Source organism: Nostoc sp. C057 (assembly GCF_013393925.1).
In the GTDB taxonomy this organism is placed as follows: Bacteria; Cyanobacteriota; Cyanobacteriia; order Cyanobacteriales; family Nostocaceae; genus Nostoc; species Nostoc muscorum_A.
Genome location: NZ_CP040281.1, coordinates 2,519,657 through 2,534,201, shown reverse-complemented (window position 1 = coordinate 2,534,201; position 14,545 = coordinate 2,519,657). Strand labels below are relative to the sequence as shown.

The 14,545-nt window shown below is 43.6% G+C and carries 13 protein-coding genes; 10 read left to right on the top strand and 3 right to left on the bottom strand.

Translation table 11 applies throughout. The annotated features are described in order from the left end of the window. Positions 1-88 precede the first annotated feature (88 nt). Positions 89-535: a VOC family protein gene (locus FD724_RS11120; protein WP_114085269.1), complete on the bottom strand. Its 447-nt coding sequence runs from the start codon at positions 533-535 to the stop codon at positions 89-91. 274 nt (positions 536-809) lie between these two features. Next, on the bottom strand, positions 810-1,322 hold the full coding sequence (locus tag FD724_RS11115) for a TIGR02652 family protein (RefSeq protein ID WP_114085268.1): 513 nt from the start codon (positions 1,320-1,322) through the stop codon (positions 810-812). A 240-nt stretch (positions 1,323-1,562) separates the two neighbouring features. On the opposite strand from FD724_RS11115, the gene FD724_RS11110 reads away from it, so the two are divergent. The 3 genes from FD724_RS11110 (at position 1,563) to FD724_RS11100 (ending at position 3,901) form a co-directional block, all read left to right on the top strand. Then, a complete protein-coding gene (locus FD724_RS11110) occupies positions 1,563-2,093 on the top strand; it encodes a gamma carbonic anhydrase family protein (protein ID WP_179072673.1) in 531 nt (176 codons plus the stop codon). A 284-nt stretch (positions 2,094-2,377) separates the two neighbouring features. After that, positions 2,378-2,503, top strand: a complete 126-nt coding sequence (locus FD724_RS11105; RefSeq protein WP_012411301.1) for a photosystem II protein Y — start codon at positions 2,378-2,380, stop codon at positions 2,501-2,503. 114 nt (positions 2,504-2,617) lie between these two features. Next, positions 2,618-3,901 carry a folylpolyglutamate synthase/dihydrofolate synthase family protein gene (locus FD724_RS11100; RefSeq protein WP_179072672.1) on the top strand — a complete coding sequence of 428 codons (1,284 nt, stop codon included), beginning with the start codon at positions 2,618-2,620 and terminating at the stop codon, positions 3,899-3,901. Positions 3,902-4,066: 165 nt separating this feature from the next. Here the strand turns inward: FD724_RS11100 and FD724_RS11095 are convergent, their stop codons facing one another. Then, entirely contained in the window at positions 4,067-5,365 is a 1,299-nt protein-coding gene (locus FD724_RS11095) for a sugar ABC transporter substrate-binding protein (RefSeq protein ID WP_179072671.1), read from the bottom strand. Between the two features lie 153 nt (positions 5,366-5,518). Between FD724_RS11095 and pilM the strand changes: the two genes are divergently transcribed. From pilM to FD724_RS11060, 7 genes are all read left to right on the top strand, one after another. Further along, the gene (pilM, locus tag FD724_RS11090; protein ID WP_114085264.1) at positions 5,519-6,625 is read left to right on the top strand and encodes a type IV pilus assembly protein PilM; all 1,107 of its coding nucleotides are present in this window, start codon (positions 5,519-5,521) and stop codon (positions 6,623-6,625) included. A 93-nt stretch (positions 6,626-6,718) separates the two neighbouring features. After that, positions 6,719-7,495, top strand: coding sequence for a PilN domain-containing protein (locus FD724_RS11085; protein ID WP_179072670.1), 777 nt, complete (start codon positions 6,719-6,721; stop codon positions 7,493-7,495). Continuing rightward, positions 7,492-8,268: a pilus assembly protein PilO gene (locus tag FD724_RS11080; RefSeq protein ID WP_114085262.1), complete on the top strand. Its 777-nt coding sequence runs from the start codon at positions 7,492-7,494 to the stop codon at positions 8,266-8,268. The genes FD724_RS11085 and FD724_RS11080 overlap by 4 nt, the downstream gene beginning before the upstream one ends. A gap of 157 nt (positions 8,269-8,425) precedes the next feature. Beyond that, positions 8,426-10,861: a type IV pilus secretin family protein gene (locus FD724_RS11075; RefSeq protein WP_179072669.1), complete on the top strand. Its 2,436-nt coding sequence runs from the start codon at positions 8,426-8,428 to the stop codon at positions 10,859-10,861. A 697-nt stretch (positions 10,862-11,558) separates the two neighbouring features. Next, a complete protein-coding gene (locus FD724_RS11070; RefSeq protein WP_010998076.1) occupies positions 11,559-11,843 on the top strand; it encodes an HU family DNA-binding protein in 285 nt (94 codons plus the stop codon). Positions 11,844-11,869: 26 nt separating this feature from the next. Beyond that, positions 11,870-12,928 carry a threonine-phosphate decarboxylase CobD gene (gene cobD, locus FD724_RS11065; RefSeq protein ID WP_179072668.1) on the top strand — a complete coding sequence of 353 codons (1,059 nt, stop codon included), beginning with the start codon at positions 11,870-11,872 and terminating at the stop codon, positions 12,926-12,928. Positions 12,929-13,080: 152 nt separating this feature from the next. Then, on the top strand, positions 13,081-14,535 hold the full coding sequence (locus FD724_RS11060; RefSeq protein WP_179072667.1) for an NAD(P)/FAD-dependent oxidoreductase: 1,455 nt from the start codon (positions 13,081-13,083) through the stop codon (positions 14,533-14,535). Positions 14,536-14,545: the final 10 nt, after the last annotated feature.

Sequence of the window (14,545 nt, the reverse complement as noted above, 5' to 3'; positions counted from 1 at the left end):
CATAGTTAAATATGGCAAAAAAATCTGTTACCTCGGCAACAATACAGAAAAACAATATATTAGCAATAAAGGTAATAAAAAAGCTAAATTATGGCAATTTTGGTAGAACCCGAATGAATTCCAGAGGTAAGCCATCAGTATCAGCGATGAAAGCTACTTCGTAAATGCGATCGCCTATTTGCTGTTGTGTCGGTTCTAAAAGTACCTTTAACGGTTGTAATTCTTCGGTTTGACTCTCAGTCGCCGCAGTTAAAACACGTTCTTGTAAATTAGTCAACCAGCTAGGTAAATCTGGTGTAATCTCAGTTAAATCGAACGAGAGATGATAATACCCCACATAATGCTCGTCAGCAAAGGCATCTGGGGCTGGCTTTGGCTCAGGAATTTGGATCAGTTCAATTCTGCCGCCCAATCCTTCCATCCAGCAAGCTAGCGTGTAGCCTGTAGTAAAGCGTTCCGAAATTGTAAATCCTAAATGTTCGTAGAAAGCGATCGCTCGATGAATATTCGCAGTCCGAATAGAAGCGTGGTGCATAATTTGTCACTTGTCCTTTGTCCTTTGTTTAGGCACTTTTAACTAAATCCAATTCTTCTTATGGGGACGAGAGAACTATGAGCAGTGGTTTCCGCCATTGGTGCAGCCCGCTCGTAAGTATCAATTCAGAGCGTCTCGCCCACCCATAACCAAGGGCGGACAAGATGTCCACCCCACAAGATTGGATAATTTTTTTCTTGGTAATCCCTGATTCACTAATGACCAATGACCAATGACAAATGACTAATGACAAATGACTAATGACAAATGATCATTACTCAAACAACCTGAAATAAGGGTAGCGTACAGGGACACCAGGCTCTTTTTCCAAGTCAAAATTAATCACTTCCCAACAGGGATCTTCTGAGGTATCGGGGCTAAACTCTACCGGTAAGCCGTATAGTCGAGCAGCCGTAACTTCTGGTTGTCCAGAACGCCAAGGTGTACTGCGTTCTAAATAGCCACTCATCAATTCCTGATAGCGGTGAGCAATAATCACTTTTGTGGCTCGATAACCTTGGGTATAGAGCTTATCTAATGCTTCGTGAATTTCAAACCGAATACCATCGGGATGAGTATGCTGCCTATACCAGTCATTATTCCACCTCCGCCAATGACGGCCTGATTGCAAATGGATTAACTCTCCATTTTGAGGATTAGCTTCAAAAGCGCCATGACGCGGACACAAATAGGTATCTGTTAATGTCAGCGCCGGAATAGTCTGGCGACAATGGGGACACTGTATTTCCGGCCCAAACATCGGGTACTGAAAGCCTGGATTCATCATGAAGTGCGTACAAACATAATTTTGTCTTCACCAGCACCAGCGTATTGGATTATACACTGCGGCTCTACCACTTTGGGTTACTTGTTGACTGCTGCACAGACACAGAGTTGCGGCAATAACATTGTTCACTAGTGTTTTACTCAGCGTAGAGGCTTGACGCTGTGATATCCTGGTCGTGCAACCAGCCTCAAAGGTTGGAGTTTCTCCAGTGTTCCTTGGTACCATTATTCATATTCTATCGTGTCTACCGCTTCTTACTGGACATCTCCTGATTTTTCTCAAGCTGCTTTCATCGCAGCCAATGCTGTTGTTATGGGTTCGGTAAATATAGCAGCAGGGGTGAGCATTTGGTATGGAGCAGTAGTTAGAGCAGATGTAGAACGAATTGAAATTGGCGAATGCACAAATATTCAAGATGGTGCAATTCTACATGGCGATCCTGGTTTTCCGACAATTTTAGAAGATCATGTTACCGTAGGGCATCGCGCTGTGGTACATTCCGCTTACATTGAGCGTGGAAGTTTGATTGGCATTGGTGCGGTTATTTTAGACGGGGTACGAGTGGGTGCTGGTAGCATTATTGGTGCTGGCGCAGTCGTAACTAAAAATATACCGCCTTTGTCACTAGTTGTAGGTGTTCCAGGCAAAGTGTTACGACAATTAACAGAAGCTGAAGCCGCAGAACTAATTGAACACGCTAAACGTTACCAAAAGTTAGCTTTAGTTCATGCTGGGAAAGGGACTGATATTGGCTTTATTTCTCACAAGTGAGAAATCCAAGGGGTGTGGGAGGTGTGGGAAGTGTGGGGAGTGTGGGGGGAAGAAGTCTTACCCCCCACACTCCTCTGCCTACACTATGCGTGAGAAATCCGGGTTAGGGATTAGGGACTGGGCAATACTAATATTCTTGCAAATGCCCAATTCCCAATTCCCAATTCCCAATAATTTAAACATTCTTTACATATATGTTGGGAAAAGTTACCCACTTCAGCTAAAAATAAAAATGAGAGCAGTTGACAAAACTTTAATTTCTACTTAAGAGAGGGGTTCTAGATATGGATATCGATTACCGGATAGCGATCGTTTTAGCACCAGTTGTCATTGCTGCTAGCTGGGCAGTGTTTAATATTGGCGCTGCGGCTTTAAGACAAATTCAAGGCTTTTTGGATCGGGAAGCCTAAATTCATTAATTGGGCATGGGGCATAAGGCATGGGGCATTGAACAATAATAATAGTTCTTCTCCCCCTGCTTCCCCTGCCCCCATTCCCTACTCCCCACTCCCCACTCCCCTTCTTTGAATATCGATTCTGTAATACAACCTCTTCAACGCTTTGGTGTCCATCTGGGACTCGATCGCATTGTCAACTTATTGGCAAATCTCGGCAATCCTCATCAGCAAGTCCCGGTAATTCATGTTGCTGGCACTAATGGCAAAGGTTCCGTCTGTGCCTATCTTTCCTCCGTACTTACTGAGGCTGGTTATCGTACAGGACGCTACACTTCACCGCATTTAGTCGATTGGACAGAACGTATTTGTCTGAATGAACAGCCAATTTCTTCTGAGGAATTGAGCCAATTATTAGAAAAAGTTCAAGGAGTGATTCGTCCTGAAGACGAATCGGCAACTCAGTTTGAAGTAATTACGGCGGCTGCTTGGTTATATTTTGCCCAGCAGCAAGTAGATGTGGCTGTGGTAGAAGTCGGACTAGGAGGGCGCTTAGATGCTACCAATGTCTGCTTGGAACCCATAGTTACTATCATCACTTCCATCAGTCGAGAACATTGGCAGCAACTTGGCCCCACCGTCGCGGATATTGCTAGAGAAAAAGCAGGTATTCTCAAACCTGGATGTCCCGTTGTAGTTGGGCAATTGCCGCCAGATGCAGAAGAAGTTGTGCGATCGCGCGCTTTAGAATTAGAATGTCCAATTTTTACGCCTCAACCTGCCCGTCAAATCGCTACAGGATGGGCAGAATATCAAACACTTCAAAACTCTCAATTAATTAAATATCCTTTGCCATTAGCCGGACAAATTCAATTAGCAAATTCAGCTTTGGCAATAGCAGCTTTAGAAATTCTCCAACAACAGGGTTGGCAGATTTCTGAAGAAGCCATAATTAAGGGCATGGCAAAAACTCAATGGCCAGGGCGGATGCAGTGGGCTACGTGGAACAACCATAAAATATTACTTGATGGCGCTCATAATACTGCCGCCGCCCAAGTTCTTCGTCAGTATGTTGATAGCTTAGACGCTGTTAATCCCAAGCCCATCACTTGGGTTATGGGAATGTTTTCCGATAAGGATCATGCTGATATTTTTGCCGCCCTACTGCGCCCCGGCGATCGCCTTTTTTTAGTACCAATACCAGTAGAATCCTGGCCAGGTAGAACCTCTGCCGATCTAGACTCCTTAGCAAACCTAGCTTATAGCATCTGTCCCAAATTAAGCGATCGCCAAATCCATCCAGATTTATTTACAGCCCTAGAAGCCGCAATCTCAACCACCACAGACAATTTAATCGTTTTATGTGGTTCCCTTTATCTAGTAGGTGATTTTTTACAGATGGGGAGTAAGTAGTGAGATAAGGGACATCCAAATAAAAAAATATACCATCGCTATAGAGGCAATGGGGCAGGGAGCCAGGGGACAAGAGGTGAGAACTTGAAACAAGTCTTTCCCCTTGTCCCCAATTCTCCTTGTCCCCAAGTCCTCTTGCCCATGCCCAATTTCCAATTCCCAAATTTATCTGTTGTTCCACTCCTGCGCCGCATCTTCTACAGCTTTATCTACATTTTTCTCTCCTAACATTGCTGCTTGTAAATTCTCATAAATTGCCTTTTGCAGTTTGTTAAAATCCTTCAAATTAGGGGTTAATATTTCTGCCTTTTGTAGTTCTTTAGCACTCATAACTCGCGCTTTTTCTATTGTTGAAGCATTAGCTGGAACATCTTTAAAGTAACTATCAGACAATGCCTTGACTGTAGAAGGTAAAACATTTGCAGCTTTCGCAAAAGCTAACTGATTTTCGTCATTGGTGACAAATAAAGCAAACTTCACAGCGCCATCTGGTTGTTTCGTGTCGCGGGGAATAACTATGTTCATTACCGCGACATTTTTTTTACCTGTGTCACCAGTGAGTTGAGGTGCTATTCCCGTAGCTTGAGCGATTTTTGGGGCATTATTAGCGATCGTTTTCAGAAACTCTGGCCCAGAAGCTAGAAACACAGTTTCTCCAGATTGATATAAATCGATCGCATGGCGATGTCCTTGTGTTAAAGCCTCTTTAGGCAGTAGCCCTTTTTTATACAAATCTACCCAGTATTGAAACGCTGCCTTACCTTGTGCTGAATTAAACGCTGCTTTCCCCTCAGCATCTATTAGACTGACTCCCATTTGCACGAAAGATTCCAGCACTTCACCGGAATCTTGCGGTACGAAAGTTACAAAAAAGGCATATTTGCCAGTCTTATCTTTAATTTGTTGTGCTGCTTGTGCTAATTCTGCGTAGGTTGCGGGTACCTTATTGATACCTGCCTGTTTTAATAAATCAGTGTTATAAATGGTTAACCTTGTGGTGAGATACCAGGGAAACCCAAAACTCTTGCCATTAAGCGTACTGGCTTTCCAGATATTCGGTAGATAGGAGGAACGTATATCGTTTGAGACTTTCGTATCTAAATCTAACCAGGCATTTCGACCCGCCAGTTGGGAAGCGAAACCCGGATTGAGGTTAACTACATCAGGTGGCGTTTTTGCTGAGACAGCTGTTAAAATTTTGTTCTCCATAGCTGCCCAAGGCACATCAACCCAGTTAATCTTTATACCTGGATTTTGTGATTCAAAATTTGCAATTAGGTTTTTGAAGTAGTCGGTAAATTGAGGTTGGAGTTGCATTGTCCAAAACTCAATAGTTGACCCTCCTGAATTAGCTTGTTTTGTATTTGTACTAACATTACCTGTGCTGCAACTTACAATCCAACTGGTTAATAAGCCAAGCAGTGCCAAAGCAAGAAGTTGTTTAAATTTTCGCAATTGAATCATTTTCCCAGTATTTTTACGCTTGATCAGTGTGAAAAGCTTAGACAGAATTGTCGAGATTATAGGCTAAATAAATTACGTGTAGAGACGTAATATATTACGTTTCTATCCACAACAAATTTAAATTTTCAATTTAGCAGTCCATCGGGCACAACTGTGGTACAAAAATTCAATCGTCTGTTTGGCAAATCGAATAAAGGGGTCGGCATTGAACTTGCTCCCGAACGGGTAAATGTAGTTCAGCTACGCAAACAGCGTCAAGGCTTGAAACTAGAAACCTTTACATCGGTAGCAGTTCCAGAAGGCGTAGTTACCGATGGTCAAATCACCGATCCCGCAGCAATGGCGCAATTAATCCAGCAGGCGCTAGCTGAAAGCAAAATCAAAACTACTCGTGTTGCCACTGGTGTACCAGGGCGAGATTCCATCGTTCGGATTATACCTGTACCAACGGAGTTAGATGACAAAGAACTGCGAGAAATGGTGCTAAACCATGAAGCAGGTTTGTATTTACCCTATCCTCGTGAAGAAGCTGATGTAGATTATCAAAAACTTGACTACTTTGTAGATGAGGATGGCATTGAAAAAGTACATGTACTTCTAGTAGCCACTCGCAAGGAAATAACGGATACCTATATAAGTACATTCGAACAGGCAGGACTACAAATTGATGTTTTAGAAATTAACAGTTTTGCCCTGATTAGGACTATTCGTGAGCAACTGCGACAATTTGGGCCGCAAGAAGCAGCAGTCCTAGTTGATATAGAGTTCGACAGTACAGAAATCGCCATCATTGTTAACGGAGTACCGCAATTTTCGCGCACAGTGCCCATAGGCACTTATCAAATGCAAACTGCGTTAGCAAGGGCAATGAGCTTACCCACATCACGAGATATGGAACTGTTACACGGAATGATTATTCCCCCAACTCCCCTAGATGGGGGGAAAACCGGTGTTACCGAAATCGATCCTGGTATGGCAGCCATATTAAGAGTATTGGGAGAACTAACGGATGAACTGCGCCGTTCAATCGATTTTTACCTTAATCAAAGTGAAAATTTGGAGGTAGCGCAGATTTTATTAGCTGGGCCAGGAGGCGGACTCCAACAGCTAGATGAATTCTTTACCCAACGATTGAGCTTACCAACTACCCAAATAGATCCAATTGGGTCTTTGTCGTTAGAAGTTGACACTGATAAATATCCACAGGTACAACGCTCTGGCTTGGCGATTGTACTTGGTTTAGGTATGCGGGAGGTGTAATACCGATTTTAGATTTTGGATTGTCTGTTTTGATAGTTACGCTGTTTGAGAATTCTCAAACCATAAATATTTGTTTCTACTTGGTGTGAGAAAATGTACAGTTTGGATGTTAATTTTCTTAAAGATCGCCCAGCATACCAGCAAAAGCCGGAGAGAAAAGGAGGAATATCCCTAAACTTCCCTACGGGTAATTTGACACCAGTGTATGTGGGAGTTGCAGTAGGTATAGTTCTTCCAGCTTTATTGGGAGTTAGTTGGTTCTTGTTGCAAGGGAAGATTGTTGAATTAGATGCTCAAATAGCAACACTCGATCAGGAAAGCAAGAAATTAGATACTGAAATAGGAAATCTGAACAAAATCAAAGCCGAGACGAGTGCAGTTAAAGGAGAAACTCAAGCTTTAGTAACTGTATTTGACCAGATTCGACCTTGGTCAGCAATGCTACAAGATTTGCGCGATCGCATCCCAACGGCAGTGCAAATCGAGACCATCAGACAAATCCCACCAATTGCGGTAGCTGAAGGGCTGCCTCCAAGCAATCCCTCGGGGGGATTAGAAATTACTGGATTTGCTCGTTCTTTTAACGATGTCAATGATTTCTTATTGAGTTTACAACAGTCTCGGTTCTTGAAGTCCACAGAAAGCAGAATTCTAACGGCAACGTTAGTAGATGCTCCCTCAATACCAGGTGCAGCTCAACCTCCTAGTGGTGTAACAATTAAGCCTCCACAAGTAGTTAAATACACTATCCAATCTGGTATGAGTGACGTTCCAGCTTCGGAATTAATCCGGGAGTTGGAAAAAAAAGGCACAGTGGGGTTAGTAACTCGAATTCGTAGTATGCAACAAACAGGAGTCATTCCAAAATGACGCTGAGTGATGATTTAAATTTTGCTGAACAAGGTGGGGAATTCGATCAGGCAACGCCAGCGTCCCCTGTGCTATTTGGTATTGCCTTCACGCCAAAAATCATTGGCATCTTGGTAGGGGTAATTGGTTTAGCGGGAGCAGGTTATATATTGTTAAACCTGCTGATGCCAGCTTGGGAAAGCTATCAGCAGCAGCAAGCAAAAAGCTCTGAACTGCAAGGGCAAATTGAGCAAAAAAAAGCCAATATCAAACAGATTGAAAAAGTTAAAGAGGAACTAGCACAGGCTAAACAGCAAAAAGTTCAGGTTTTAGGTTTATTTGCTAACGAGAAAACCTTAGACACATTGTTGTTAGATATGAACCGCTTAGTTGAGTCTGGCAATACTCCAACTTCTATTAATGCAGTCAGAGCCAAACTGAAGAAATTTGTGCCAGTTTCCCAAAAACCAGAACCGATTACTGATGGATCTCTAGGACTAAAGGTTGACGGCAAGCTGCAACGCAGCACTATCAATGCCGAAATTACAGGAACTTATGAGCAAACACAATCGATAATTCGTAACATTGAGCGATTACAGCCTTTGTTAATAATTAAAGATTATCAAGCAACTTTGGCTCCATTAGAATCAAGATCCCCATTAGACAAAACACCGGTACAGGTTGGGCCAGTAGCGATTAATACGTCATTCCAGTTACAGGTATTGATGCCGCTTAGTCCTGAAGAAATAGCAGCTAAAGCTGCTGCCGCAGCTAAAGCTACCCCGAAAAAGTAGTTAGGAATGAGTAGTTAAGAGTTTTGAATTAGTAGTTATGAATTGTGAATTGTGAGTTAGGAGTTATCATTCCTAACTATTCATTCATAACTTCTTACTTTTAACGAACTACTCAAAATTGTTTGTAAACAAGGTTTTATTAGGTGAGGAATGAACTGTGAAACAGCTTCACGGTAATAGTTTTATATTAGGTACTGCCGCTTTTGTATTTTTGGCAGCTCAACCAGTTTGGGCACAAATTAGTCAAGTTACTAATGTCCAGTTAAATCCAGTTAATGGTGGAATTAGTGTTGCTTTGAAAACTTCTTCAGGCTCGCGCCCCCAAGTTTTCACGACAAAAAGAGGTAAGGCTTTAGTTGCAGATATTATCAATACTCAATTACGATTACCACAAGGTAATAGTTTTCGTCAAGATAGCCCAGCACCAGGAATTGCATCTGTCGAGGTTAGCCAGCTTGATGCCAACAGCATTCGGGTAACGGTAACTGGCAGCAGCAATATACCTAGCAGTCAACCCGTGGTGCGATCGCAAAATGGAATTACACTCAGCTTTAGCCCTTCGGCAGGCACTATAGCATCAGCACCAACGCCAACAGTGCCAACACCCACAGCACCGCCTGCTACAACTCCAGCCAAATCTGGTCAAAATTCAGGTGTTCTTGTTCCCAACCCAGAAGTCACCATTGACGGACAACCTGCACAAGCCGCAGGGCCTGGCCAACCCCTAAGCCAGGCTCCACCTTTTTTACCCAGAGCCGTCGCCCCACCGGTAGGAGATATTGCTGTTTCCGCCACTGATGCTTCTCCTAGCACCATTGACTTAGGAACTCAGGAACGTGTACCCCGCTTAGTATTGCGAGATGCGCCGGTGCGTGAGGTTTTGTCATTGCTTGCTCGTGCTGCTAATTTAAACCTGGCTTATATCGGAGGTGAGCAAGGTGGTGGAGGTCAACCAGGTGCTGCTGCACAAGCAACTTCTCAAACCATCTCTTTAGATATAGAAAACGAGCCAGTGCAAGATGTGTTCAACTACGTCTTGCGTTTGAGTGGTTTAGAAGCTAACCGCAGTAATCGCACAGTTTTTGTGGGGCCTAAACTACCTAATTCCACCCGTGACATGGTTATGCGTAACCTGCGACTCAATCAGGTCACGGTGGGAGTCGCCATCAACTTTTTGGTTGGCTTGGGGGCAGAAAGTGCCATCAGCCGCGAACGACAAGTCACCAGTGTTAGTGCTGTAGCTGTTGGGAATGCATCTGCTCCCATCACACAAGCTCAGACAACTACAGAAACCAAGGTTGAAACTCAACGCGTTGATTTCAAAGATTCTAACCCATTACTGAGAGGTTTACAGGCATTAGGAGATGAACGCACTAATTCTTTAACCTTGATTGGGCCTCCCAAGCTAGTTCAGATGGCAATGGCTCAACTAACTCAGCTTGATATTCGCCGTCGTCAAGTGGTAGTTAACGTCAAGATTATCGATGTTAATCTCAATAACACTCAGGACTACAACACTAGCTTCTCTTTTGGGATTGGCAACAACTACTTCAGCAATGATGGTGGTGCAGCGTCTCTTAATTTCGGTGGTTCCAGACCAGCTACTAGTTCTGAAGTAGCAAACAGTGTGACTAGTACACCTACTATTACCAATCCAATCACAGGCGAGCCTTTACTTAACCAAAATGGTACGTTCACGGTGCCAAATGGAGGTTCTGGCTTGAGAGTTATACGAGATGGCCAAGTTGTACAAGAAATTCCAGGTGATGCGACCTTCCTCCAACCTATTTCTCCCGCAAATGGCAATCCAACGACCCCTGGCCTTTCAGATTTCACTCCAGGAACACCAGACACGGTAACGATTACTACTGACCCCGTAACTGGAAGACAAACTAGTACCTATGCACCAGGCACTCGTGCAACATCTACATTTAGTTTGCCTTCTCTATACCAATTTCCTAAACGTCTTCTCAGTAGTTTGCAAGCTCAAGTTACAAATGGCAATGCCAAGATTTTGACTGACCCAACTTTAATTGTCCAAGAAGGTCAACAGGCTCTTGTCAATCTGACTCAGGAAGTAGTGGGAAATATAACTCTCCAAACAACGGATACTTCTGGTGGTTCTAGGACAGAAAGAACAATTGAAAAACAAAAAGTTGGCTTAACCTTAAGTGTGAAAATTGACCGGATTGACGATAATGGGTTCGTTTCTCTATCGGTTGCTCCTACTGTCAGCGCTCCCACAGGCTCACAAAATACAGGAAATGGACAAATTGTTTTAGTCTCTGAGCGTTCCCTTACTTCTGGCTTAATTCGCTTACGAGATGGTCAGACACTAATTCTCTCAGGGATTATTCAAGACCAAGACCGAACAAGTATTTCCAAGATTCCTATTTTGGGCGATCTTCCACTGATTGGTGCGCTGTTTAGAAAAACAAATAGATCCAACCAGCGCAATGAGGTGATTGTATTACTCACACCTCAAATTATGGATGACTCTGAAAACTCCTCTTATGGTTATAACTACAATCCCAGCCCAGAAGTTCGGCAAATCCTTGAACGTCGAGGGTTGAAGCTTCCCGGTAGGCAATAAAGATAAAAAGTAGGTAAGTTACATTTGGCAAAGGCTCAGATCCCCGACTTCTTAAAGAAGTCGGGGATCTTCTTGCGTAATGGACGCACTAGAACAAATTGTCCCAGCGATCGCTAACAAATGTTAAGAAAGATGTAACTAATGAATAGCCTTGTAGGGGAGACGCTTTAATTTTTCCCCCTTCCCTACTAAAAAAGCTCGCTAGGGGGTTAAATTTCGTGTTGGATTTTTCAGATGATATGAAAAGTAAGCAAAATACCCGACTTTTTAGAGAAATCGGGAACATGAGTCTTTGATTTCCATAAAAATTGGTTAATCTCAGCAATAACTCTTCAACATCGGTAATTAATCCCAACAAATCCTCACCATCTCCCACCTCCTCACTCCCCTGTTTTCTTGGCGATTGCGGGATTTACTAGGTATTTTTTCCTACTTTTGGGGTGGTTTTTAGTGAAACAACTACCCTAAAACTACAAAAAATCCTGAAATCTATATAAATTAATGGTTTCATCTATCCACATCAGGCTACAACGCTTTAGAATGATTCATTGAAAAGTCGAGCCGATGGGATGTACAGCCGTTTTGAGTAAACATACTCCCAAAGGATGATTTTTGTATTCCCGCTAACAAAGATTTCAGTACAGGTGTACCAGGGTGCATCCGTAAAGAATCTCAAGTAAACCTTCAGGAGTTTGACATGAACAAAGGTGAATTAGTTGATGCCGTAGCTGAAAAAGCTAGTGTTACCAAAAAACAAGCGGATGCAGTCTTAACTGCCGCTTTGGAAACGATTATTGAAGCAGTTTCCTCTGGTGATAAGGTGACATTGGTGGGATTTGGCTCATTTGAATCACGCGAACGTAAAGCCCGCGAAGGTCGCAACCCGAAAACAAATGAGAAAATGGAAATTCCCGCAACGAGAGTTCCTGCTTTCTCCGCAGGCAAACTGTTTAGAGAAAAGGTAGCACCCCCAAAAGCATAGGTTCTGTCTTCGGGAACCCTTTTTTAATGCGGCAACCTGCACACGGGGGGAATTTAGCCTGGGCAGCAGCACTGGCTGGCTGTCCCCCTGATGCTATTCTGGATTTTTCTGCTAGCATCAGCCCGTTGGGGCCTCCAAACAGCGCGATCGCTGCTATACTGTCCCAACTTGGTAATCTTAAGCACTATCCAGATCCAAACTATAGTGAACTGAGACTAGCTCTCAGTCACTTCCATCAACTGCCTCCTGAGTGGATTCTGCCGGGTAACGGCTCCGCAGAATTACTCACTTTAATAGGTAGGGAATTGGCTCAATTAGCCGCGACAACTTTAATCACTCCAGCCTTTGGTGACTATTACCGAACCTTGGCAGCGTATAACGCTAATGTGCTGGAGTGTCCTTTGTCATTAATCACTGGTCATTGGTCATTATTCATTGACAAAGGACAAAGGACAAAGGACAAAGGATTATTGCTGAATAATCCCCACAACCCAACCGGAAAGATATTTTCACGGGACTCTATTTTGCCCTACCTGGAGCAATTTGCTTTGGTTGTGGTGGATGAAGCATTTATGGATTTTGTGCCGCCTAATGAGGAACAAAGCCTAATTCCGGTGGTGCAGGAATATCCGAATTTAGTAATATTGCGATCGCTAACCAAATTTTACAGTCTCCCCGGATTGCGATTGGGATATGCGATCGCCCACCCCGACTGCCTAGCTAAATGGCAGCAATGGCGTGACCCCTGGCCCGTAAACACTCTAGCGGCGGCAGCAGCAATTGCAGCCCTCCAGGATACAGAGTTTCAGCAGCAAACCTGGGCATGGCTACCACCTGCACGAAACCAACTCTTTCAGGGTTTGGCTGAAATACCGGGATTGCAACCCCAAGCAAGTGCTGCTAACTTTTTACTGGTTGAGTCTCAAGAGTCGACTTCGCAGTTACAGCACCAATTACTCAAGTATCACCAGATTTTAATCCGTGATTGCCTTAGTTTTAAAGAATTAGGCGATCGCTTTTTCCGGGTTGCTGTACGTGAAGAGTCTGATAACCAACGCTTACTAACAGCGCTGAGTGGGAAGTAGGGGAGGCAGGGGGAGCAGGGGAGGCAGGGGGACAAGGGGACAAGGGGACAAGAGGTGAGAACTTGAAACAAGTCTTTCTCCTTGTCCCCAAGTCCTCTTCCCAATTCCCAATTCCCCATGCCCCATGCCCAATGACAAATGACAAATGACAAATGACAATTGACTACGATGTTGTAATTATTGGCGGCAGTCTTGCTGGATACTACGCTGCTCTTGCTGCAACCCAACTACGTGCTACGGTTGCCTTGGTGGAACCTAAAGTAGACTATGGGTTTACTCATCACCATGCTCTTACCGAAATCGGTAAACTGGCGCAGAAGTTGAATGATGCCGCTAGTTTTGGTATTCATGCCACAAAGACTGATATTTCAGAAGAATGCCACATATCTATGGCATGGCAAGAAGCGATGCTGTATGCTCAATGCGTCGCCGCAAATCTCAAAGAACAGCATTCTCCCGCCGTCCTAGCCGCGCTGGGGGTAGATGTGATTGTTGGCAGTGGTCAATTTCAATCTTCGCCCCAACTGGCTTTTGCCGTTAACAATCGCCTATTACACGCCCGTACTTATTTGCTAGCGAGTGGTTCGCGTCCAGAAATTCCAGAGATTGAGGGATTGCAAGGTACTGGCTATCTAACCCTTTCTAATATTTGGCAATCTTTACAGGGAGAGACATTACCCAAAAATTGGGTAATTATCGGTGGAACTCCTCAAAGCATTGAAATTGCTCAAACTTTAGCGCGATTTGGTTGCAGTGTGACGCTAGTAGTCAAGCATCCTTATGTTCTCTCCCATATTGACCATGAAATAGCCATATTGCTTCAGGCACAGTTGGAAGTCGAAGGTGTGCGCGTCCTCACCGATAAACCAGTAACTCAGGTGAGGCTAATTGAGGATAAAAAGTGGATTCAAGCAGGAGATAAAGCCATTGAAACTGATGAAATTTTAGTGGCGACTGGACAACAGCCGAATATTGAATCCCTAAATTTGGCAACGGTAGGCGTGAAATGGCATCAGCGTAGTTTAGTGGTAAATGATAAACTACAAACCACTAACCACCGCATTTACGCTTGTGGTGATGTAATTGGTGGTTACGACTTTGCCAATATCGCTAATTATGAAGCAAAAATTGCCCTAAAAAATGCACTCTTTTTCCCCAGATTACGAGTAAATTATCGCTCTATTCCTTGGGCAATGTTTTCTGTGCCGATGGTGGCGCAAGTGGGTTTGACAGAGGCACAGGCAAAACGTCTATTTAGTCGAGATGAAGTTTTAGTTTTGCGTCAATATTTTAAAACAGTGGCAGCAGCGCAACTTCGGGACGAAACCACTGGTATGTGTAAATTAATTGTGCTACGCAATGGCGAAATTGTGGGAGCTTCGATATTAGGGGCAGAAGCTGGAGAATTGATTAATTTGATTGCCTTAGCAATGTCCCAAAAAATTAAAGTCAAAGATTTAGCAAATCTATCTCCTGTCTATCCCAGTTTCTCAGAAATTTTGGAACAAGCTGGAAGAGAGTGGAGTAAGCAGAAGTTAAATAGAGATATTGCTTGGCAAGAGTTTTTAGAAGGTTTCTTCCATTTCCGCCGCAATTGGAATTTATGAATGCAAAGTG

Excerpts from the sequence above, each read along its gene's own strand:
- FD724_RS11120 (WP_114085269.1), bottom strand. The coding sequence starts at position 535 with ATGCACCACGCTTCTATTCGGACTGCGAATATTCATCGAGCGATCGCT.
- FD724_RS11115 (WP_114085268.1), bottom strand. The coding sequence starts at position 1,322 with ATGATGAATCCAGGCTTTCAGTACCCGATGTTTGGGCCGGAAATACAG.
- FD724_RS11105 (WP_012411301.1), top strand. The coding sequence starts at position 2,378 with ATGGATATCGATTACCGGATAGCGATCGTTTTAGCACCAGTTGTCATT.
- cobD (WP_179072668.1), top strand. The coding sequence starts at position 11,870 with ATGCGGCAACCTGCACACGGGGGGAATTTAGCCTGGGCAGCAGCACTG.
- FD724_RS11060 (WP_179072667.1), top strand. The coding sequence starts at position 13,081 with ATGACAATTGACTACGATGTTGTAATTATTGGCGGCAGTCTTGCTGGA.
- FD724_RS11070 (WP_010998076.1), top strand. The coding sequence starts at position 11,559 with ATGAACAAAGGTGAATTAGTTGATGCCGTAGCTGAAAAAGCTAGTGTT.
- FD724_RS11095 (WP_179072671.1), bottom strand. The coding sequence starts at position 5,365 with ATGATTCAATTGCGAAAATTTAAACAACTTCTTGCTTTGGCACTGCTT.
- FD724_RS11085 (WP_179072670.1), top strand. The coding sequence starts at position 6,719 with ATGTACAGTTTGGATGTTAATTTTCTTAAAGATCGCCCAGCATACCAG.
- FD724_RS11080 (WP_114085262.1), top strand. The coding sequence starts at position 7,492 with ATGACGCTGAGTGATGATTTAAATTTTGCTGAACAAGGTGGGGAATTC.